The organism is Prosthecobacter sp. (genome assembly GCF_020439865.1).
Lineage (GTDB): Bacteria > Verrucomicrobiota > Verrucomicrobiia > Verrucomicrobiales > Verrucomicrobiaceae > Prosthecobacter.
In genome coordinates this window covers 14,906-34,216 of sequence record NZ_JAGRPF010000139.1, presented here as the reverse complement: position 1 = coordinate 34,216, position 19,311 = coordinate 14,906, and the positions used below count along the sequence as shown (strand labels likewise).

The 19,311-nt window shown below is 58.1% G+C and carries 16 protein-coding genes; 7 read left to right on the top strand and 9 right to left on the bottom strand.

Annotated elements, in window-relative coordinates:
- Nucleotides 1-25: 25 nt before the first annotated feature.
- The 7 genes from KDL09_RS16750 to KDL09_RS16720 form a co-directional block, all read right to left on the bottom strand.
- The gene (locus tag KDL09_RS16750) at nt 26-1,441 is read right to left on the bottom strand and encodes a tubulin beta chain (RefSeq protein WP_294387549.1); all 1,416 of its coding nucleotides are present in this window, start codon (nt 1,439-1,441) and stop codon (nt 26-28) included.
- Between the two features lie 252 nt (nt 1,442-1,693).
- Nucleotides 1,694-4,192: a hypothetical protein gene (locus tag KDL09_RS16745; protein WP_294387548.1), complete on the bottom strand. Its 2,499-nt coding sequence runs from the start codon at nt 4,190-4,192 to the stop codon at nt 1,694-1,696.
- A 347-nt stretch (nt 4,193-4,539) separates the two neighbouring features.
- Nucleotides 4,540-6,054, bottom strand: a complete 1,515-nt coding sequence (locus tag KDL09_RS16740; protein ID WP_294387545.1) for a hypothetical protein — start codon at nt 6,052-6,054, stop codon at nt 4,540-4,542.
- A gap of 67 nt (nt 6,055-6,121) precedes the next feature.
- Entirely contained in the window at nt 6,122-7,549 is a 1,428-nt protein-coding gene (locus KDL09_RS16735; RefSeq protein WP_294387543.1) for a DUF1501 domain-containing protein, read from the bottom strand.
- 24 nt (nt 7,550-7,573) lie between these two features.
- Nucleotides 7,574-10,081 carry a PSD1 and planctomycete cytochrome C domain-containing protein gene (locus KDL09_RS16730; protein ID WP_294387541.1) on the bottom strand — a complete coding sequence of 836 codons (2,508 nt, stop codon included), beginning with the start codon at nt 10,079-10,081 and terminating at the stop codon, nt 7,574-7,576.
- Nucleotides 10,082-10,201: 120 nt separating this feature from the next.
- On the bottom strand, nt 10,202-10,435 hold the full coding sequence (locus tag KDL09_RS16725; protein ID WP_294387538.1) for a hypothetical protein: 234 nt from the start codon (nt 10,433-10,435) through the stop codon (nt 10,202-10,204).
- A gap of 4 nt (nt 10,436-10,439) precedes the next feature.
- On the bottom strand, nt 10,440-11,309 hold the full coding sequence (locus KDL09_RS16720; protein ID WP_294387535.1) for an alpha/beta hydrolase: 870 nt from the start codon (nt 11,307-11,309) through the stop codon (nt 10,440-10,442).
- A 177-nt stretch (nt 11,310-11,486) separates the two neighbouring features.
- Here KDL09_RS16720 and KDL09_RS16715 point away from each other — a divergent pair, with 177 nt between their 5' ends.
- The 3 genes from KDL09_RS16715 to KDL09_RS16705 all read left to right on the top strand — a co-directional run bounded on the left by KDL09_RS16715 (nt 11,487) and on the right by KDL09_RS16705 (nt 14,007).
- The gene (locus KDL09_RS16715; RefSeq protein WP_294387531.1) at nt 11,487-11,831 is read left to right on the top strand and encodes a hypothetical protein; all 345 of its coding nucleotides are present in this window, start codon (nt 11,487-11,489) and stop codon (nt 11,829-11,831) included.
- Nucleotides 11,832-11,897: 66 nt separating this feature from the next.
- Complete coding sequence (locus KDL09_RS16710) at nt 11,898-13,457, top strand: WD40 repeat domain-containing protein (protein ID WP_294387528.1); 1,560 nt, start codon at nt 11,898-11,900, stop codon at nt 13,455-13,457.
- A 25-nt stretch (nt 13,458-13,482) separates the two neighbouring features.
- Entirely contained in the window at nt 13,483-14,007 is a 525-nt protein-coding gene (locus KDL09_RS16705; protein ID WP_294387525.1) for a tetratricopeptide repeat protein, read from the top strand.
- On the opposite strand, the gene KDL09_RS16700 is transcribed toward KDL09_RS16705, so the two are convergent.
- Nucleotides 13,989-14,498, bottom strand: coding sequence for a hypothetical protein (locus KDL09_RS16700; RefSeq protein ID WP_294387523.1), 510 nt, complete (start codon nt 14,496-14,498; stop codon nt 13,989-13,991). The genes KDL09_RS16705 and KDL09_RS16700 overlap by 19 nt on opposite strands.
- Before the next feature lie 184 nt (nt 14,499-14,682).
- On the opposite strand from KDL09_RS16700, the gene KDL09_RS16695 reads away from it, so the two are divergent.
- The 4 genes from KDL09_RS16695 (at nt 14,683) to KDL09_RS16680 (ending at nt 16,653) form a co-directional block, all read left to right on the top strand.
- Entirely contained in the window at nt 14,683-15,111 is a 429-nt protein-coding gene (locus KDL09_RS16695) for a protease inhibitor I42 family protein (protein ID WP_294387521.1), read from the top strand.
- Nucleotides 15,112-15,247: 136 nt separating this feature from the next.
- Complete coding sequence (locus tag KDL09_RS16690) at nt 15,248-15,421, top strand: hypothetical protein (RefSeq protein ID WP_294387519.1); 174 nt, start codon at nt 15,248-15,250, stop codon at nt 15,419-15,421.
- Between the two features lie 107 nt (nt 15,422-15,528).
- Nucleotides 15,529-16,134 (top strand): hypothetical protein, encoded by a 606-nt coding sequence (locus tag KDL09_RS16685; RefSeq protein WP_294387517.1) that lies wholly within the window; start codon nt 15,529-15,531, stop codon nt 16,132-16,134.
- 24 nt (nt 16,135-16,158) lie between these two features.
- A complete protein-coding gene (locus tag KDL09_RS16680; protein ID WP_294387512.1) occupies nt 16,159-16,653 on the top strand; it encodes a GNAT family N-acetyltransferase in 495 nt (164 codons plus the stop codon).
- Nucleotides 16,654-16,680: 27 nt separating this feature from the next.
- Here KDL09_RS16680 and KDL09_RS16675 read toward each other — a convergent pair whose 3' ends face one another.
- Nucleotides 16,681-18,696, bottom strand: a complete 2,016-nt coding sequence (locus tag KDL09_RS16675; protein WP_294387509.1) for an SEL1-like repeat protein — start codon at nt 18,694-18,696, stop codon at nt 16,681-16,683.
- Between the last annotated feature and the right edge of the window lie 615 nt (nt 18,697-19,311).

The following is a 19,311-nucleotide window of genomic DNA, read 5'->3' as shown; positions in this document are numbered from 1 at the left end:
TTCTCTGTTGCCTGATTTGATATTGTTATGCGCGACGACGATCAACGAGATCGCGCAGGCTCATGCCACTGCGGCTGTCATCCGAACCGGATGTTCCACGCGGGATGTCGGCAGAGCTATCCTGCACCTTGGCCTTGGCGCCGCTTTCTTCAGCAACCTGATAACTCTGGATGAGTTCTTGTGCGGATGCACGGAGAGCATTGATCTGCTCTTCGGACATGCCCTCGTTGAGGTACCAGTTGGCAAAAGCCTTGCGCTGCCAGAGTTTGTCGAAGTTATGGCAAATCCTGTCCAGCACGCGAGCGATCTCCGTGTTGTTGGCGAGGAGAACCATGCTCTTGCGGTGCGAAATGCCAGACTGCTCGACATAACCGATTTTAAACGCGGTCGGGATCCAGTAAGTAAGAGGCAGCTGCTCGCGCATGGCAGCCAAGGCCGAGTCAGCCAGCGGCTTGTCATCCATGATGCCACGATAAAGGACGGCAGTGCTGAGAAAGCGCCCTTCCATGGGCGAACAGGCGGCAAAAACCGAGTCGTTGTCGAACAGACTGCGGATCATGTCTTCAACCCCCATCTCCTCGAACTTACTACGGTCAGGTGGCGTCAGCGGCGCGAAAGCACACATAAGGAAGTGCAAGGATGGCTGCGGCACCAGGTTGGTGAGCAGCTCGCGCAAACTGATTTCCACAGTCAGGAAACCACTGAAGCGCATGGATGCAGTCAACCCAGCCAGCGCTTCGGTGATGAGCAGGTTCAGGTCATCCACAGTGGGGCTTTCAATGCTCCATTTGCGATGCGCCAGTTCGAACAGCGCCTCGTTATCGAAGATCAAGCATGCATCGGCCGAGCGACGCAGTGTGTTTAGCGTGAAGACAGTGTTGTAAGGCTCTGTGACGACCGAGGAAACCTGCGGAGACGGCAGCACTGCACAACTCAACACAGGAAACTCCGGATACTTTTCTTTGATGGACTCGATGAGCAGCGCACCAAAGCCCGATCCAGAACCACCACCCGTGGCATGCAAAACAATGATCCCGCCAACATTGTCGCACTTGTCGATTTCTGCATCGAGCCGTCCCATCACTTCTGGTAACACCTCGCGGCCTGCACCCAGATAGCCGACGGCAAAGTTACCACCCGCACCTTCCGTCCGGCTGATCAGATTGCCAGGATTGAACAATGAACCCGAGGTTGCTTTGATATTGTCGATGACGCTGGGCTCCAAATCGATCATCAACGCGCGCGGCACATAACTGCCGGAAGTTGACTCCCCAAGCTTGGTGAAAAAGGCGCTCCAGTTGCCGCGTGGGGGCTGCCCTTGGGCCGTCTGCCCCGTGAGCGGATCGATTCCATGCTCCTGGCAGATGGTTTTCCAGAAAGACGCGGCAATCTGATTGCCGGCCTGACCGATTGAAATGACGATTGTATTGTTGACCTTCATCAGCCTCTCCTAGTTTTCGCGGTTTCTAATGTGATGTGTAAATGCGTGAACGATGACCGCCACACCCTGCCGCAGACTTTCTATCCGGCGTGCTCCGGACGTCCCAATCATAAGCGGCGTTGTTTGCTGCACTCATCTCCACAAGAGTACTTTTACCTGTGAGTGCGGCGGGAGTCCAAGTAAATTCCGTTCTTTCGTGAGGAATCCCACGTCGACTCGGATGCAATATCGAAGAACGAGCAAAGGCAGGGATCACGGCTTTTCTTTGCGTTTCGGCGGCAACGGCGATGCCGTGGACATGGCTGGCAACTGCCCCGTTCTGTTTTCGACCTGGCCTTGTTTCATGCGGTCAATTTCCTCTTTGGAAGGAACGATGGCACGACGAATGGTGATGGGATCTTTTTCAGGAACCTTGACAACGGGCGCCGGCTGCACAGGAGCAGCCGGCTTTGGTTCTGTACTGATGACCGGAGCACTCCCGCTGTTGACAGCGACCGCCTGCTCTAACTTTTTCTTTTCACCTGACACGACACTCGCCGGAGGACTTTGCAATGCCGGCTTCTTGTCAGGATTTGGCACGGCCACGGCGATTCCCGCTCCATAAGGTTTGGCTGGAGCTTTGGTTGAGGAAGAAACCTCAGGCTTGGGAGACGCTGATCGCTGAGAATCCTGACCGTCCTGCACTGATGTGGTTGTTTTCTGCGTCAAAACGACCTGAGTGTCGCCCAACGGCTTCGGTTCGCTTTTGACACTTGCCGGCCCTTCGGCTTCCAAGGAGGGAACCTCCGAATTCACAACCGATTTCTCTGAGTCTCCACCTCCTACAAGCATCCAAGTTCCAATGCCAATAATCACCAGCGCCGCCGCCGCCAGAGCCCCCCAAGGGGTTCCTCGCTTCTGATTGAGCAACGGACTGAAATCGTGCGCCTTGATGCCAATCCTGTTGGGTGAAGGTCCGTCACCATCAAAGTCTCCCGAATCTGAGGAGTCATCGCTCCAGTCATCTTCAAAATCAGAGACCGAGCCAACACTTTCCATTTCCTCAATTGCCACGGCACCGCCTTTCAATCGCGTAGCCAGATCAACTACAGGAGCGGACAACAACCCCTCAAATTTATCAATGAATTCACCTGGGTTGGGTGTCTTGCCGGCACGGCGTGTGAGCTCCAAACATTCCCGCACATAGGTGGCGGCTGTATCAGGGACGGTTTCCGGGAATTGCGGAACTCCCCCGGTTAGACGCTCGCCAGTCAGCAAATAACCCGCAAGAGCCACGAACGAGCGGTGTCGGAAGTCACGGTCTTGTAAATGTTCCTCTCGCACCTCTCCTTCCGCGATATCCATATCTACCAGGAGCGGTTCATACAGACTCCGCATCGTCATGTGCGGGCGCAGCTTCACTACAAAAGGAGGCCACGCATCCAGCCGCTTCTGCATCAATCGCTCGAGTTCTCGCGCCAGCAGGGGACCGTTTTTTCCCACCCGCAGCAATATGTTGGAAGGATGCAGGTCCACTCGCTGCACACCACATTCCACCGCCTGCTCCAGACCCGCACGAATCTGACGCATCAGCACCGTCACCTCAGCAGGATTCAAGGTGATACGCTCAGCCATCAGCCTGCTCAGCGTGAAACCCGGTTCGCGCTCTTCGGTCAAAAAGGTCCATTCAGGACTTTCCCACAGACTGAGAGAGCGCAGGATGTTTGGGTGCCGTTCAGGATTGAACCTCCACATCTGCAAAGGCACGGCTTCGTAGCGTGACTTCTCAACGATCCGAGACGGAGGAAGCAGATGGACCGTCACCGGCTGCTCGATCTTCGTGTTGATCGCCGGAATTGAGAAAGGATAGCGCCGGGTATGCTCGGCATCTTCCACTCGAAAACGCGTCCCCAAGATGGTCTCAACCGGCACATTCTCCAACAGCAGTTCCTGCAACTGAGATTGTGGCAACAGCGAGGCGCTCACCACAAGGTGTTTTCTAAAATTACGCGCCTTGATGTTGCTAGACAACGCACTGAACGCCTCACGGACATCATCCCGAAGCTTCTCTATTGATGCAGGGGCATTTTCGGGGTCAGACAGGGCCGCCCTCACAGCGGTACGCAGGCTCATTGGCAGTTGAGTCAGCGAAGGAAAGCGATCAGGGTTCTCGCCGGCATAGGGCCGCCCTGTCAGCAAAAGGAATATGAGCCGGCAGGCCTCCACCACCAAACGGGTACCGCTCTGCGCCTCGGTACCGGCATCCAGCTGAGACAATCCATAATCAAACACGCGCAGTTGCAGGAACGTATCTTCCAAGGTCGTGACCAGAACACGATCCAGATGCATGCGGGATACAAGACGGTTATACCCCTTCAATTGCAGCAGGTCGTCCAGCAGCTGATAAACCATCGCAAGCGCCGTCGCTGGAGCCACAGCCCCTCGTCTTTTGGTATAGTCCTCGACAAACTCTCCATCATTGAGATTACTGGTATAATAGACCAATCCTTGGTCTTCTCCGACCTCAAGGATGCGCATAAATGCATGGCCACGAATCTCCGAAGCTTGTCGCGCCCGGTCAAAAGCCGAACGTTTCATTGCCGAGTCAAGTGTGTTCCCTCCACGCAGGACGTGCAACTCCACCAGCCGACGAATGCGATTATCAAAAGCCAGAAACACCACCTCGTCCTTGGAACGCATCAATTCCACGGGAGCTCCCCCGGTCCGATGGGCCACAGACAGGCTGCCGAATTGCTGAAGTTCCTCGATCATAGAAGAAATAAATAAACCATGCAGGCAGGTTGTTTCCGAATGCGTAATTCGCTCAACAACCTCACGCTCATATTTTAAATTCTAAGGGTTGTGGCTCAAAAATGCAAAAACATTCTGAAAAATCTGGTAATTTTATACCTGTAAAAAACTCAGAACTTTAGTTTAACTTTACTGAATACAACATCAATACACTCGCAATCAAAAGAATAGAACTCAGTCCAACGTTTTTTTCAAAACCATTTCCATCGAAGAAGACTTGGGATTCTCAATAATGCGAGCCAGTGGTCATTTTTCGACTAGCCTAGTGGCTTTCGCTCTACAGAGACACTCTTCAATCAAGCTTTTGGCTATCCCTCAGCGACAGATCTGAGGCGCTTAAGTTCCTCATCGTTCCAGTGATAGCTTGAGTCGGTCAGCGCCTCGCCAGCTGCCTTCCTGATCGCTGCAGCATTTGCGGAGCCCGGATAAACTAATTGTTCCCACAATGAGATGGCATCTGCTTTCACTCGATTCAACAGCAAGCTGCAAACATGAATTCGAACTTCTTCGTCCTGAGGTGGATCCAGATGCAGCCACACCAAAAATTTCATGTACTCCGCACTCGATTCCGGCAACTCCTGACTGCGGCCAGAAAGCAACTGCTCATTCTCCCTCCAGATACCCGACTTTGCCGCTGCATGCTGAGGCGCAAACTGCGTCAGTTCAGAAGCCACTTTCTTCATCATTTCCCCTCTCCAAGCCTCCATTTCCTCGGGTGTCTTGACCACTGAGGGCTGCACTTCCGATGTTCTAAAAGCATTCAGAATGCGACTGATAACCTCCGACGGAAGGACCAGAACAGTGAGCACCATGGCCATGCTGCCGCAAATCCAGCCCAATACAAACCGTGCATACGGACCAGCCTTGGAGTGAACGCGAGCTTCTCTCACAGACACATCGAAAGTCGAGACATTCTCCACAGGCATCCGAGGGGATGCAGCTACGTTCATCTTTTCTTCAGCCGGCTTTTGCGCCGCCAAGGACATTTTTTCCTGAAGATGAGCACACTTCAGTGCCAGTTCCCACCAGCACTCGGGCAGCACCGCCTTGAATACATCAGCTCCCTCCGTGTTTGTGCTCAGGCGCTCGGACAGCATATCGAGCGCTTCACGTTCCTCCTTGCTCTGCCAGGACCAGTTCGTTCTTGGTTTCCTCAGGCGAATGTCCCAAAAGTCCCGTTGTTCCTGCGATGCACTGCAAACAACGCGCCCTGCCGCCAGCCAGCGTCTGGCATCTCCAAGCGCCTCCTGATGTTCCTCGCCAGCCAGCGGCAATGCGGCGTTGTACAATTGTTCCGCACGCGAAAAACGGGTCACAGCCAGAGTCGCGGCCAACGCCAGCATCACATCGACCGCACATGTGTTTTTCGACGCATGCGATGCCACAATGGCATCGGCCAGCCTTGAAAGACGGTGTGTCTCCCCTCTCGCGGCCCAGCGCGAAGCCACCATGCATGTCACGTTCACCTGACCGCTGCCCATCTCGATGACGAGATCGGGGATTCGTGCCAGCTCAGCGAGCTGATCCTCGTCCTCCTCAAACATCTCGGCAATCAGGGGACTGCTCGCGGCAGCCCATTCAGGTTTTGAAAACGCCTGGCAGCAAAAGGCATCGAAATGACCCGGAACCGCGACTTTGTTGGCCACCGCACGCAGCAGCCCGCGAGCGGTTTCTCTGAGTTCAGCCGGAAGTTCGGTATCGATCATCGCCTCGACACGACCAACCACCTTTCCATTCGGCGAATCAAACAGACCGCCGGAATGAGTCACCTGCACACCGCTGGCAGGCGTGTTTTCGGCGGATGCTGTGATACTGGTTCCCATTCTCAGCGCCATTGATAAGGCGAATCACAGCGGATGCAACGCGTGCATTATAGGGAAATACACCCTGTCATATAATGATCTCCTTCGCGACCGTGCCATACACGTCCGTGAGGCGGAAATCGCGCCCGGCGTACCGGTAGGTAAGCCGTTCGTGATCAAGCCCCAGCAGCGCCAGGACCGTCGCATGCCAGTCATGAATGTGCATCTTGTTCAGAATGGCCTCATAACCGTAGTCGTCGGTCATGCCGTAGTTCATGCCACCCTTCACCCCGCCACCGGCCATCCACATGCTGAAGCCTTTGTTGTTGTGGTCACGTCCATCATCGCCTTGCGAATGCGGTGTGCGACCAAACTCTCCGCCCCAGATTACCAGCGTATCCTTGAGCAGACCCCGCGACTTTAGATCGGCAAGCAGGCCGGCCACAGGCTTGTCCACCTGATTGCAATTGCGCTCCAGCCCCGCCTTCAGATTAAAGTGATGGTCCCAGTTCCCATGCGTGATCTCAATAAAGCGCACTCCTGCCTCGACAAATTTCCGCGCCATCAGGCACTGCTTGCCGAAGGCATCCGTGTCGCCGTCTCCGATGCCGTAAAGCGCCTTCGTGGCCTCGGTTTCCTTGCTCAGATCCATCACCTTCGGCACTTCCGCCTGCATGCGGAAGGCCAGTTCATACGATTCGATCACACCCTCCACCTCGGCGCTGACGCCACCGGATTGCTGCATGGCGGACTGATTGAGCGACTGCACCAGATCAAGCTGTGTGCGCTGTGCCTCGGTCGTGAACCGGTTATTCTTGATGTTTGCCACCGTCGCCTGCTCCGTGCCACCACCGAAACGGCGTGCCGCGGCAGCAGGCAGTCCCGGAATCGTCGGACCGCCGACCTTGGTGCCTTGATAGATCGCCGGAAGAAAGGCGCTGCCGAAGGTGCGTGTCGCATTGCCCGGAGGATTGATCGTCACGAAACCCGGCAGGTTCTGGTTTTGCGTGCCCAATCCGTAAAGAGTCCACGCACCGAGTGAAGGGCGCACAAACTGAGTGGTTCCAGTGTGCAATTGGGTAAACGCCTGGGGATGTGCCGGAAGATCGGTGGCCATCGAGTTCAGCATGCAAAGGTCATCGGCATGCTTCGCCAGATTTGGCCACAGTTCTGAGATCCACATGCCGCTGCGGCCATGCTGGGAGAACTTCCATTGCGAAGGCATCAAAGTCGCACGCCCATAACGCCCCGCTGCTGAGGGCGCCTGCTTGCCCGCATCCGCGACCAGCTTGGGCTTGTAGTCAAAGGTATCCACATGTGAGGGCGCGCCTTGCATGCAGAGAAAAATCACATGCTTCGCCCGTGCGGGGAAATGTGACTGCTTTGGCATCAATGGGCCGGCAGCAGGATTGCCATGCAGCGCTTGTTGATGGGCCAGCGCGGCGAAGGCGAGATAGCCAAAGCCGCTGCTGGTGGTCTTCAGAAACTCACGACGGGAGGGAGACACGGTGTTCATGACGATGGGGGGCTTTAAGGTGGTTCAGTTCAGGTAGCGAAACTCGGCGCTGGCAAAGAGGCCCTGGCAAAAAGCTGAGAGCGCCATGCCCTGGATCTTGTCCTTCGGGATGCTTTTGTTTTTTGCCGCCTCTTGCGGAAAGCGCGTCCAGAAGTTCGAGATCGCCTGTTTCTCCCCCGCCGTGGGCTCACGGCCGAACGCGAGTTGATAGGCATAGCTCAGGCGCTCCTGCGGGTCGCCCTCGAACTTGGCGATCCGTTGTGCAAAAGCATCCGCCATTCCCTGCACCTGCCCGTTGTTCATGAGGAACAGGCTTTGCGACGGCACGTTCGTCGTTTCACGATCTCCGTTCACAAGGCTCGCGTCGGGAAAATCAAACACCGAAAGGAATTCAGGAATCTGGTCGCGAATGATCGGCAGATAAATCGAGCGATACGTCTGCGGATTCGAATTCACTTCGCGCAGCACCTCGATGATGCCGGTCCGGCCCTCGCCAGCGCGAGCCACCGGCGATCCATCCACCGGGTAGTAATTGATGACACCAGAAACCGCCAGCATCGCATCGCGGATTTCCTCCGCATCCAGCCGCCGCTGGCTCATCCGCCAGTGATATTTGTTGTCGGGATCCACCGCATAGTTCGCGGCATCATGCACCGATCCCGTCTGGTAGGCGCGGCTCATCATGATCTCGCGGACAAGCTTCTTCACTGACCATCCGTTTTCCATGAAGCTCACCGCCAGATAATCGAGCAATTCCGGATGCGATGGCTTCTGTCCCATCGTTCCGAAGTTGTCCGGCGTAGTCACCAGACCGCTGCCCATCAGTTTCAACCACACACGATTCGCCATGACACGTGCCGTCAGCGGATTGTCCTTCGATGCGATCCAGTAGGCGAGATCGAGACGACCGCTGCCGCTCTGCGGGCTGATGTTAAGCGGTTCGCCTTTCGCGCAAAGCACTTCTACCAACCCGCGCGGAACGATGTCACCCGGCTGCTTGATGTCCCCGCGCACAAGGATGGGAGTGTTGACAGGAGTCGTCCGGTCGAGGACACCCATCGCCAGCGTGCGTGGCGCGCCGTCATCATAAAACAGGTCCATGTCCGCCTTCATTGAGTCCGCGCGGTCGAAAGAACTGCGCACCCGCAGGAAGTTGGCCGCACTCTGACTGTCACGGCTGGCCATGCTCTGGCTGCGCACTTCCTCGCGAATCTTCGTCGCGGTCGCTGAAGCCTCGGCATAGCGGCTCTTCAACTGCGCCACTTCCGCAGGCGTCAGCTTCGCCAGCGAGGCAATCTGGTTTGCCGCACGATCGATCTCGATCAATGTGCTTGGGTTTGCGTTCTGAAGCTGGCTGTAGGTGCCATAGAGAGTCTCACTGCTCAGGAAGATGCCCGCCAGCGCATAGTAGTCGCGTTGCGTCACCGGATCGAACTTGTGATCGTGACAGCGTGCGCAGGCCAGCGTCAGCCCCAGCATCGACTGCGACATGGCGTCGATCTGTTCATCGACCAGATCCATCGCGAACTGGCGACGGTCACGTTGATTATGTCCCTTGGATCCGATCGCCAAGAATCCCGTAGCGACGATTTTCTCCGCCTGATCACGCTTGTTCTCGGACTTCATCAAGTCGCCCGCGATCTGCTCCTTGAGAAACTGGTCGTAAGGCTTGTCCTTCTTGAACGACTCCACCACGTAATCGCGATAACGCCATGCATGCGGATAGAGAACATTGGTTTCCTTGCCGCTGCTCTCCGCATAGCGTGCCACATCCAGCCAGTGCCGCGCCCAGCGTTCGCCATAGCGTTCGGAATCGAGATACATGTCGACGACACGCTTCACGGCGTCGGGTGACTGATCGGCCACAAAGGTCCTCACTTCATCCGGCGTCGGCGGCAGTCCGGTCAGATCAAATGCGATGCGCCGGATCAACGTCGGGCGGTCAGCATCACGCACCGGATGCAGACCTTTGGCCTCCATGCCCGCCAACACAAACTTATCAATGTCCGTCTTCGCCCAGCCTTCTGTCTTCACCGTTGGCGGCGTCTGCTTCACCGGCTTCTGGAAGGCCCAGTGCTTGCGGCCTTCATCCATGTCGATCACACGCTTGCCACCGTTGGAGTTCACCACGGTCGTCTCACGCGGATCAGGCGCGCCCATCTCGATCCACTTCTTGAAGTTCGCGATCACATCGTCCGGCAGCTTCTGCTTCGGCGGCATTTGCATGTCATCGTTTTTCCAGGTCATCGCCTCGTAGATGGTGCTCTCAGCCAGATTGCCAGGCGTCACTCCCGGATGTCCCGACTCCCCGCCCAACTGCATCGCCTGCTTGGTGTCGAGCGTGAGGCCGCCCTTCACCTTCTGGGATTCGGAGTGGCACTTGTAGCAGGACTCCACCAGCACCGGCCGGATGTTCTTTTCAAAGAAGTTCAACTGGTCGGCCGGAATGCCGGCGTGGGCCGATTCCGTTGCGTCGGCCGCTTGTGAAGCGACTGACGCGCTGAGCATGAAAAAAAAGAGGAGAGTCTTCATGGAGGGTCTTGTTGACTACTTCAACACAACTTCCCTTCAAAGGTTTCGCGTGATGGTTGTTATGACTTCAACGCATACTCAATACGCCACACACTCATCCTCCGCCCACCTGTTGGGGCGTCACGGATTGAGCCACTTCGCGAACGCGGCATCCACGCGCTGGATCATTTCCGTGGTGCTGCGCTTCGCATCGGTAAACTGGTTCCAGCTCGTCGGATCATGGCTCTGCCCAGCTCCTTCGATCTCCGCGATGAACTCCTCGACCAGCGCCAGTTGATCGCGATGATTCTCCCGCAGGTGCGCCCGGCAAAGAGCGGCGGTTTGCGCCAGACGGTTCTTGGTTCCGATGCTCATCGTATTACTTCGCTGCGGGTTTCAGATGTTTGTCGAAGAAGGCAATCATCAAACCTTCCGTCTTCTCCGGTGGCACGCCTTTGAGGCCGTGCCCCGCGCCTTCAAATCCCACCAACTCGGCTTCAACCGTGGCAGCCTTGAGCTTGTCCACGATCCACACGGCCTGCTCGTAGGCCACGTATTCGTCCGCGGTGCCGTGCAGGCAGAGCGTAGGCGCCGCGTTCGGCGTCACCCAGTACAAGGGACTGCCGATGATGTGCTCCTTGCGCTTCGTGGTGAGATCACCGCCGAAGAAGAGCGGCAGCACGTCCTTCGCATCCACGCTCTTGTCATAGCTCTTCGTGAAATCACTCGGGCCGAAGAAGTTCACCACACAGCTCACCGCGCTGCTTTGATCCAGATTCCCCTCGCCTTCGAACTGCGGCACGCCGGCGGTCACTCCGAGAAACTGCGCGAGGTGCCCGCCCGCGGAGCCGCCCATCACGCCGATGCGCGCACCGTCCACGTGATACTTCTCCGCATTTGCACGCAGCCAGCGCACCGCCGCTTTGCAGTCATGCACGGCAGCGGGAAACTGATACGCAGGTGCCAGCCGGTAGGTCACCGTGATGGCCACATAGCCATGCTGCGCGAGCGTGAGCAGCAGCTTGTCATAGCCCTCGCGCTTGCCAGCACGGAAGCCTCCGCCGTGGATGCACACCACGGCAGGAAACGGCCCCTTCCCTTCCTTCGGCTGCGCCAGATTCACCTGCAGATGCTGGTTGTCCGGATTGGAGAACTCGATGTCACGGGTGAAGGTGACACTGTCAGGAATCACCAGATCCGCGGCTTGAACGGCGGAGACGAGGCAGAGCAGGAGTAAAAACGTGCGCATGGGCGCGGATGATGACGTGCCGGACCTCCTCAGCAACCGTGAAGACCTCTTTTCATCTCCCGCATGATGCGTATGCTCCGGAGAGGATTCGTTCAGACGAATTCATGTTTCTCAAATCTTCCGCGCAGAGTTGGCCGCGGTTTCGGTAAGAACTCCATGACAACCCATCATGATCCTATGAAACACCTGCTCCTCGCCCTCCTCGTTTCCACCCTGACCTGCTCCATCACCTGGGGCCAGTCGGAAAGCGCCATCCCGCTTCTCTCGCCCGTGCCCGTGCCTGACAGCCACCTCACCGGAACCTTGGAACGCAAGTTCGCCATCGGCGGAGACACCACCGGCTGGTCATTGAGTTACGGTGACAAAAAGCACGTCGAACTCCTGCTGCCCAAGGACGCCCTCGCCTGGGCCAAAGACGGACTCGTCGTCGCGGTGACCGGCACCTTTGGCACGCAGCATTACGTCGAGCGCGGAGACGTCCCCTTCTTCATCGTGAAAACCATCACCCGCATGGACAAGTGAGGCTTTCTTCCGTGCGCAGGTACTCACACGCGTTCCATCGTTTCATTCCCAACCTCATCACTCCCGATGTCTGAAAAAAAATGGCAGATCCAGTGCCCAAAATGCCGGCGCTCCACTCAGCTTACCGAAGACGACCTCCGTGCACGGCACCTGATCGGTACGATGTCCGTGATGAGTGATCCCACGGAAGCACGCAAAGTGCTTGAGGACTACACCATCGCCTGTCCTCGTTGCGATGCCCTGATGCCCTTCGAACCGCGCAGCGAGTATCGCAGACGCAAGGCGCTCGCCGTGAGCCAGCGCATCAACCGTCTTATCGACGAAATCGAAGGCCTTCAGGGGGATGAACGTGATTTCCTCGCGCTCGCAGGAAAATGCGCCGCGATCGCGCTCGAGATGCTCGAGACCGACATGCCCACCGACTCGCTCTACGAGTGCGAGGACAAGCTGCTCTCCGCCCTCGGCGAAGAAATTAAAAAGACAGGCGCCGATCCCAAACGGCACCGCGCATGGCGCTGGCTGCAGGAGATTTTTGCCATCGCCTGCTCCGGCATCCGTGAGCGCGACGATCTGCCAGAACTTCCGCCTGATGAAGTGGAGGAAAAGCGCGCCGAACTCCTAAAGGCGCTCGAAGATCTGAAGGAGGAAAGAGGCGAAAAGCGCCCGCACGCCGCGGCACCGCGCGCCTCTCCCGATGCTCCAGAATCTTCTCCCCAATCGGAAGGCAATGTTCGCTTCCGCTTCGAGCGCGCCCATGACAACAATGTCGAAGCCGTGGCCATCTCACGCGACGGCCGCATCGGACTTTCCGTCGGCTGGAATCCCCATGTGCGCGTGTGGGATCTGGAGACAGGCCGCGAGCTGCGCCAGCTCAAGGCGGGCGGAAACTTCCTTACGTCGGTCATTTTCCTCGGCGATGAATCACGCGTCGCCGCGGCGGGCGCCGACGGCGCGGTCTGGATCTGGGAGCTGGCCAGCGGCCGCCGCCTTCATCGCCTGAACAAGCACTCGTTCACCATCCACAGCATCGCCGCATCCGCAGACGGACGTCTGCTCATCAGCGGCAGCGGCGATGGCACCGCGCGGCTGTGGGACACGGTCAAAGGTTCCCATCTGCGCAAGTTCGGCGGCTTCTTTGGCAGAACACTGCCGGGAGCTGTGAGCGCGGTGGCACTCTCATCGGACGGCGCGTGGGCGCTCACCGGCGGTGGCGAATGCGCAGACACCGTCAAGGTGTGGGACGTGAGCAACGGCCTCGAAGCCAGGACGGCCCACTTCCCGGACCGTGCGGTCAAAGCCATTCACTTCCTTCCCGAGAAATGGAAGGCGGTGGTTCAGTCCGGTTCGAAGCTGCTCATCCTCGACGTGACGGAAGGCCGGGTTATCGGCCAGCTCGCGAACGGGAACGATGACTACTTCGATGCGTTCAACCTCGCCGCCGACGGCCGCTGGGCCTCGGCCGCCAGCGGCTCGAAGGTGTGCGTGATCAAAACCAACACCGGCGTGCAGCAGCATCTCAGCGGCCACCAGCCCGCACGTTCCATCTACGCCACCGCCATCACGCCGGACGGGCGTCGCGTCATCAGCGGCAGCAATGACCTCTCCGTCATCGTCTGGAACGTCTGACATCACCCTCCGCCTCACGCATGCCATGATACTGTCCGACGACTCCGCCTCCGCCGAAGACTGGTATCAAGCCGGAATGAACATGCTGCGCTCCGAGAACTCCTCCGGTGAAGAAGCAGAGGCCTGCTTCGACCGCGCCCTCGCGGTCGATCCTCAGTGTGCCGGTGCTCTCATCCTGAAGGCGTCCTTTGCCATCCAGCATCGTCGCTTCGAGGATGCCCTTGTCTTCTGCGATCGTGTTCAGGCTCTTGATCCCGCCACAATCCACTCATTCAACCGCCCGCTTGTCGCCTCCGTTTGGAGAAACAAGGCGCTCGCCCTGCATGGCCTCGGTCGCATCGAAGAAGAGATCGCCTTTTATGAAACCGTGCTCGCAGGTCATCCGCCCGTTGCCGAGCAGGCAGAGCTGTGGGGATTGAAAGGCGCGGCGCTACTCTCCTCAGGCAAGCACACCGAAGCCCTGCTCTGCATCGAGACCTCCAAGGGCCTCGGCTGTCCTCGTGCAGCCGAGATACTCCGTCTTCTGCACGATCACGCCCGGAAGAACTGAAGCGCCAGCAACGCGACCAGTCCGAAACAGCCGCCGATCAAACTCAGCGCTACGACGACACAGCCGGGCTTCGTCGTCGGGGCAGGTGCTCCGATGCTGATGACACCTCCAACCTCCGCGTTGCGGGAACCGTACCAGAAGAGCTTCTGCTTTGGCGTCATGTCCTCGTCCCACCTCAGACTCGGCGCGGCATCCAGAAAGTTCTGGTATTCAGAAGGCACCTTTGTCTCCTCCGACATCTCACGAATGAGCTGGATCAAATTGGAGAAACACAGGATGCCATCGTCCCAGCGCTCGAATTCCTTGATGGAGACCAGCTTTGCGCGAATTTCCTCAAGTGGCTTCACCGCCCCGCTCAGATTTCCGGCCTTCGCCTGCTCCGCCGCCAGATCGAGTCGTTCCTCGAGCCACTCTTCCGCAGGTGAATCCACATGCCCGCGGCTTGCACTGCTGCAGAATCTCTCACGATCGTCTTCCCAGTCGTAGGCCATGGCGAATGAAGCTTGGAGGTTTTAGTGACTGCAGAGCAACCGCGGCGCTCCAGGCTTGCTCATCATCCCCGCCCCCGCCCATCCGGCAACCGGAATTCATCTTGTCCTTCGTGCTCGATGAGCGAAGCAGGATGGTTCATGGTTTTCCGTGGACAGGAGGCTGACGGGACGGCAAACTTTTCCCATGAGCAAACCGTTCGTGATATTGCTGTTGGTGATGAATCTCGCGGCCTGCGGTCCCGATCCCAAACCTTCCGTGAAGGAAGAGACGCCGGAAGCGCCGAAAACGGAAGCAGAAGCGAAGAAGGAGGACGGGGATTCGATCCGCAAGAAGACGGGAGAGACCTTCACTGTCGATTTGGAGTCGAACCCGACGACGGGTTACGGCTGGGCGCTGGATGGCAAAGAGGACGCGACGGTGGTGCGCAAGGTGAGCGATGAGTTTGTGGGGACTCCCCACCCGCCGGGAGTAGTGGGCGTGGGAGGCACGGAGCAGTGGAAATTCCAGGCGGAAAAGAAGGGCAAGACCACACTTCACTTCATCTACCGTCGGCCCTGGGAGAAGGGCATCGACCCAATCCGGGAACGCACGATCAACGTCTCGGTCGAATAGGGGCTCGTTCTTTATTTGTCGTTCTTGGTTCTTAGCAAGTCGCTCCCGATTGGATGGACTCGCGCAGCCAAGTTTCCAACAACCAACCGGACGGTCGGGCCGTACATTCGGGTGTATGAAACATCGCATCCAAACCATGCTCCTCGCACTCGGAGCATCGGCCGCCCTTTCGGGCTGCGCACTGTTCACCGTGCCGGCGAAGACGGTGAGCAGCGTGGTGAAAACGACCACGAAAGCCAGTGGTGAAATCATCGCCGCTCCGTTTGACGCCATGACCGGCAGCGAAAAGACCGGGGAGAAAAAGGACTGACCGAAGGCGCAATGCGAAGATGTGAAGGGTTTTCACCCGCCCTCTTCAACAGGATTGACCTGCCCGGCGGAATTGTTTTTCATCGCTTCGTTCACCGAGCATCCCACATGAAACGCATTTCCCTCCTCCTCACCCTGCTGGTCCTGACCGTCGCACGCTTGCATGCACAGCAGGAGAAGGATGCTGATCCGAACATTCGGCCGGCGGGAGAAGGGGTGCTGAAGTTTGAGCGCATGATCGAGGTCCCCGAGATCAAACGCTTCCGAGATGGAGTGCTCGAACTGTTTCCCGGCGACACGGTGCATCTGGAGTTTGAGCAGAAGGGCGAGGATCTGGTGCGGCCCAAGGTGGTGGCGAAGGTGGAGCACCCGAAACGCACGATCACCTTCAAGATGACGCAGGACAAATCCATCACCATGCTTTCGCGGAAATCGGAGATCCAGAAAACCGTTGCGATGGACTGCGAGCATCGCGGGATTGGCAGCGAGGAGTTTTTCCCGACGAACCTGCATCCCACCGAGAAAGGACTGATGGCGGGGGACAGTTGGCCGAACTCCGTGTGGATCCTGCGGCTGAGCCACATCGAGGTCACCGACAAACCCGCGTCCGATGTGTACCACGAAAAGGTCGAAAAGGCCCGCGCCCAACGTGAACGCAATGCCAAGCAGGAGAGCAGCAAGACCAAGTCCGACGCGGAGAAGGGCGAAAAGTAGACAGCGTGAGCCGTGAAAAGTGAAATGGCCGAAAAAAGAGACAGTAGTCCAAAAGAGAACGGGAGCGTCATCCCCGAAACCAGGGTCACCACCCGGCCCATCGACTGCGATCATCCGTTTGCATCGGTCGTCGCTGGCTGGGTGCACGATGAATGGGGCGCAAAAGAAGGCCGCACCTTCGAAGAGACATCCCAACGCCTCTTTGATCATGCAACCGCACCACAGACCCATGCCGCCACGGACAGCGTGGAGCCGCTGGGCGTTCTTTCCTTCGTAAGATTTCCCCGACCGGACTGCGCCGAAACGGGCCTGTGGATCGACGCGCTGTTTGTCGCCCCCGGCCATCGGGGCTCCGGCATCGGCTCCCTTCTCGTTTCCCTCGCCTGCGAACTGGCGCGGCCCTTCAGCGACCGTCTTTATGTCTACACCGACCAGCCCGATTTTTATCGGCGACTGGGCTGGAGTGAAATCAAGCCACGCGACGAAGCCGGCTGCGCCGTGCTTGAGCGCATTCTCTGATCCGCCCGCTTCCTGGACAACGACGGTTCAGTGCACCGCAGCCTTCACATGCGCCTGATGATAGGAATGTGCCGTGGATTTCCGAACCGGGGTTTGTTCGGGCTTCGGCACCGGGGGCTGGGAGAAGTTCTTGACGTGGGGCGACTCGTCCTGCATGGCGATTTTGATTTTCAAATCGCGCAGCAACACGTGGGAGATGTCATCGCCGAGTGCGATGCCGAGTTCATAGAGATAGCGCGCGGTGGTGAGATCCTCCTCGACGCCGACGCCCTTCTCGTAGCACTGGCCGAGTTTGCGGGTGGCGAGGATGTTGCCCTGTGCGCTGGCCGCCCGAAGAAGGTGGAGACCGAGTTCATAATTCCGTTTCACCCCGATTCCCTCGAAGTAGGCGTCCCCAAGCCGGAAGATGGCGACCACGCAGCCATTCTCTGCGGCCTTGGTGAGCCATTCCACGGCACCTGCAGGATCTTTCTCGCAGCCCCCGATCCCGCAGGTCATGAAGTCAGCGAGCTCGACCATCGAGAGCGAGCTTCCGATCTTGGCTCCTTGCACCAGAAAGGTGTGGGCTTTTTCGAGCATGGGCTTGCCTTCCTCACAGCGGCCATGGCGGTAGTTGTAACCTAGGCAGTAGCAGGCCTCGCCGTTTCCGGCGACGGCGGCTTTCAGGTACAGCTTGTTGGCTTCGCGGAAGTTCACGGGGCCGAGCTGCCCGTGATCATAGAGGTCCCCGAGCCGGGTGTAACCACGGGGATCGCCAAGATCGCCGGCGCGGTCGTAAAGCTCCCGCGCCATGAGGAGATCCTGCCGGACGCCTTTGCCCTGCTCGTAACAGAGCCCGAGGTGATGACAGCCCCAAGAATCACCGAGCGCGATCGACTGCTCAAACAGCTCAATCATGCGGGCGTCGTTTTTCTCCACGCCTTTGCCATACCAGTAGAAGTTGCCGAGGTTGGAGTAGCCGCGGCCCTCGCCGGCGTCTCCTGCTTTGAGGAAGTACTCGACCGCCTTGCCGATGTCCTTTTCCACGCCGGTGCCACGTTCGTAGAAGAGCCCGAGTTTGTTGTAACCAAAGCCGCTGCCGGCGTCTCCAGCCTTCTGGTAGCACTCCCTGGCCCTCTCCAGATCCGGCTCTCCTCCGATGCCCTTCTCATAATAGTCTCCCAGACAGCTCCAGGCTTCGGCGTAACCGCCTTCGGCGACCTGGCGCAGAACCTCCTCATGCTTCGCCAGGTCTTTTTCCACGCCGAGGCCGTCGCGGTACGCATTGGCCACTCCGATCAGGGCTTCAGGTTCACCCAGCTGAGCCGCCCGGTAAAAGTAGCTAAGGGCGAGGTTCACGTCCTGCGTCACGCCATCACCTTCGATGTAGCGGGCAGCGAGGATCCAGAAGGCGCGCGCATTGCCCTCCTCGGCGGCTTCATGGTAGAGCTGTCTCGCGTGTTTTGGATCACACATGCAGCCCGTGCCACGCTCATAGCGCTCACCGACATCCACCTTCACCACGCTGCTGAAACGTGCGGCCTCCTCCATGATCTCCAAGCCTCGGACGGGGTCGGCCTTGGTGCCGACGCCTCCACAGTAGGCAAGCGCCAGCGAGTAAAGTGCCGAGGGATCTTTGGCAACGGCCGCCTGCTGGTAAAGTTCAAAGGCCCGCGCCTTGTTGATCTTGCAGCCGATGCCCGTGGCGTAAAAGCGCGCGAGCTGTCGGATTGCGGTCAGGTCTCCCTTCTGGCTGGTCTTTTCCAGACTCGCAAAGGCGAGCTTGGGGTCGGCGCGACGTCCCCAGCCGTTGGCCGCACAGACACCGATAGCAGTGAGGTTTCCCGCCTTCGCCGCTTTCTCATAAAGCTCTTTGCTTTTGGTCTTGTTGTGAATGATGCCCGTGCCCAGAAGGTAACGCGAAGCCAGTTGCACCATGGCCGAATTGTCGCCCTCATCCACCTGTGCCATGAGCCGGGTGAGCGGCATCTGAACCAGCTCAAGCGTCTGCGCATGAACACCGGCGGCAAGGACCAACGCGAGGAGAGCAAACGGTGATTTCATGAAGGAGTGTCGAAGGGAGGAGGTTATGGAAATTATAACCCTCCAACAAACAGCGACAACGCGAACCTAACTCTCCCTCAACTTTTCCCTGATGATAAACCAAGGAAGCGGAGCTGAGACTGGACTGCAGATCAGCGACGTAAACGCTGGATAAACGAGACGTCGGAAGAGCAAACGAAAGTCCCCTTGCGACGTATTTTCCACTGGGCGACTTTCCAAGGCGCTGTGAACTACAGCCCACCTCTGGCGACGAATCTGGAACACCCACACCTTCACGCTGATGAAAACCCCATGTCTTCCTGTCTGGGTCTTGGCAGCAGCCTGTGCGCTGTCCGCCTGCAATGCCCCCCGCCAACGGCAGGTCTCCACTACCGGAGGCTACAGCGGTCCGCAGTTCCAAGGCCCGTATTATGGCACCAGTTACTACCGATATGGCCCGCCCTATACGAACCGGAGCTTCCATGCTTCCGGTCCAGTCTACGTTGGCCCCGTGTACTACTACAACAGCATATCGAGCCGTCCGCCATCGCCGACCGGCCGTCCCCAGCGGGTGACAACCTGGCAATACACCTCCCGCGACCCCAGAACATGGGGCGCCCCAGTGTTGGTTTACCG

What these genes read in the sequence shown, in the direction of transcription:
- KDL09_RS16730 (WP_294387541.1), bottom strand. Translation starts at nt 10,081, where the DNA reads ATGAAGACTCTCCTCTTTTTTTTCATGCTCAGCGCGTCAGTCGCTTCA.
- KDL09_RS16705 (WP_294387525.1), top strand. Translation starts at nt 13,483, where the DNA reads ATGATACTGTCCGACGACTCCGCCTCCGCCGAAGACTGGTATCAAGCC.
- KDL09_RS16675 (WP_294387509.1), bottom strand. Translation starts at nt 18,696, where the DNA reads ATGAAATCACCGTTTGCTCTCCTCGCGTTGGTCCTTGCCGCCGGTGTT.
- KDL09_RS16745 (WP_294387548.1), bottom strand. Translation starts at nt 4,192, where the DNA reads ATGATCGAGGAACTTCAGCAATTCGGCAGCCTGTCTGTGGCCCATCGG.
- KDL09_RS16750 (WP_294387549.1), bottom strand. Translation starts at nt 1,441, where the DNA reads ATGAAGGTCAACAATACAATCGTCATTTCAATCGGTCAGGCCGGCAAT.
- KDL09_RS16735 (WP_294387543.1), bottom strand. Translation starts at nt 7,549, where the DNA reads ATGAACACCGTGTCTCCCTCCCGTCGTGAGTTTCTGAAGACCACCAGC.
- KDL09_RS16740 (WP_294387545.1), bottom strand. Translation starts at nt 6,054, where the DNA reads ATGGGAACCAGTATCACAGCATCCGCCGAAAACACGCCTGCCAGCGGT.
- KDL09_RS16695 (WP_294387521.1), top strand. Translation starts at nt 14,683, where the DNA reads ATGAGCAAACCGTTCGTGATATTGCTGTTGGTGATGAATCTCGCGGCC.
- KDL09_RS16720 (WP_294387535.1), bottom strand. Translation starts at nt 11,309, where the DNA reads ATGCGCACGTTTTTACTCCTGCTCTGCCTCGTCTCCGCCGTTCAAGCC.
- KDL09_RS16715 (WP_294387531.1), top strand. Translation starts at nt 11,487, where the DNA reads ATGAAACACCTGCTCCTCGCCCTCCTCGTTTCCACCCTGACCTGCTCC.
- KDL09_RS16710 (WP_294387528.1), top strand. Translation starts at nt 11,898, where the DNA reads ATGTCTGAAAAAAAATGGCAGATCCAGTGCCCAAAATGCCGGCGCTCC.
- KDL09_RS16690 (WP_294387519.1), top strand. Translation starts at nt 15,248, where the DNA reads ATGCTCCTCGCACTCGGAGCATCGGCCGCCCTTTCGGGCTGCGCACTG.
- KDL09_RS16725 (WP_294387538.1), bottom strand. Translation starts at nt 10,435, where the DNA reads ATGAGCATCGGAACCAAGAACCGTCTGGCGCAAACCGCCGCTCTTTGC.
- KDL09_RS16700 (WP_294387523.1), bottom strand. Translation starts at nt 14,498, where the DNA reads ATGGCCTACGACTGGGAAGACGATCGTGAGAGATTCTGCAGCAGTGCA.
- KDL09_RS16685 (WP_294387517.1), top strand. Translation starts at nt 15,529, where the DNA reads ATGAAACGCATTTCCCTCCTCCTCACCCTGCTGGTCCTGACCGTCGCA.
- KDL09_RS16680 (WP_294387512.1), top strand. Translation starts at nt 16,159, where the DNA reads ATGGCCGAAAAAAGAGACAGTAGTCCAAAAGAGAACGGGAGCGTCATC.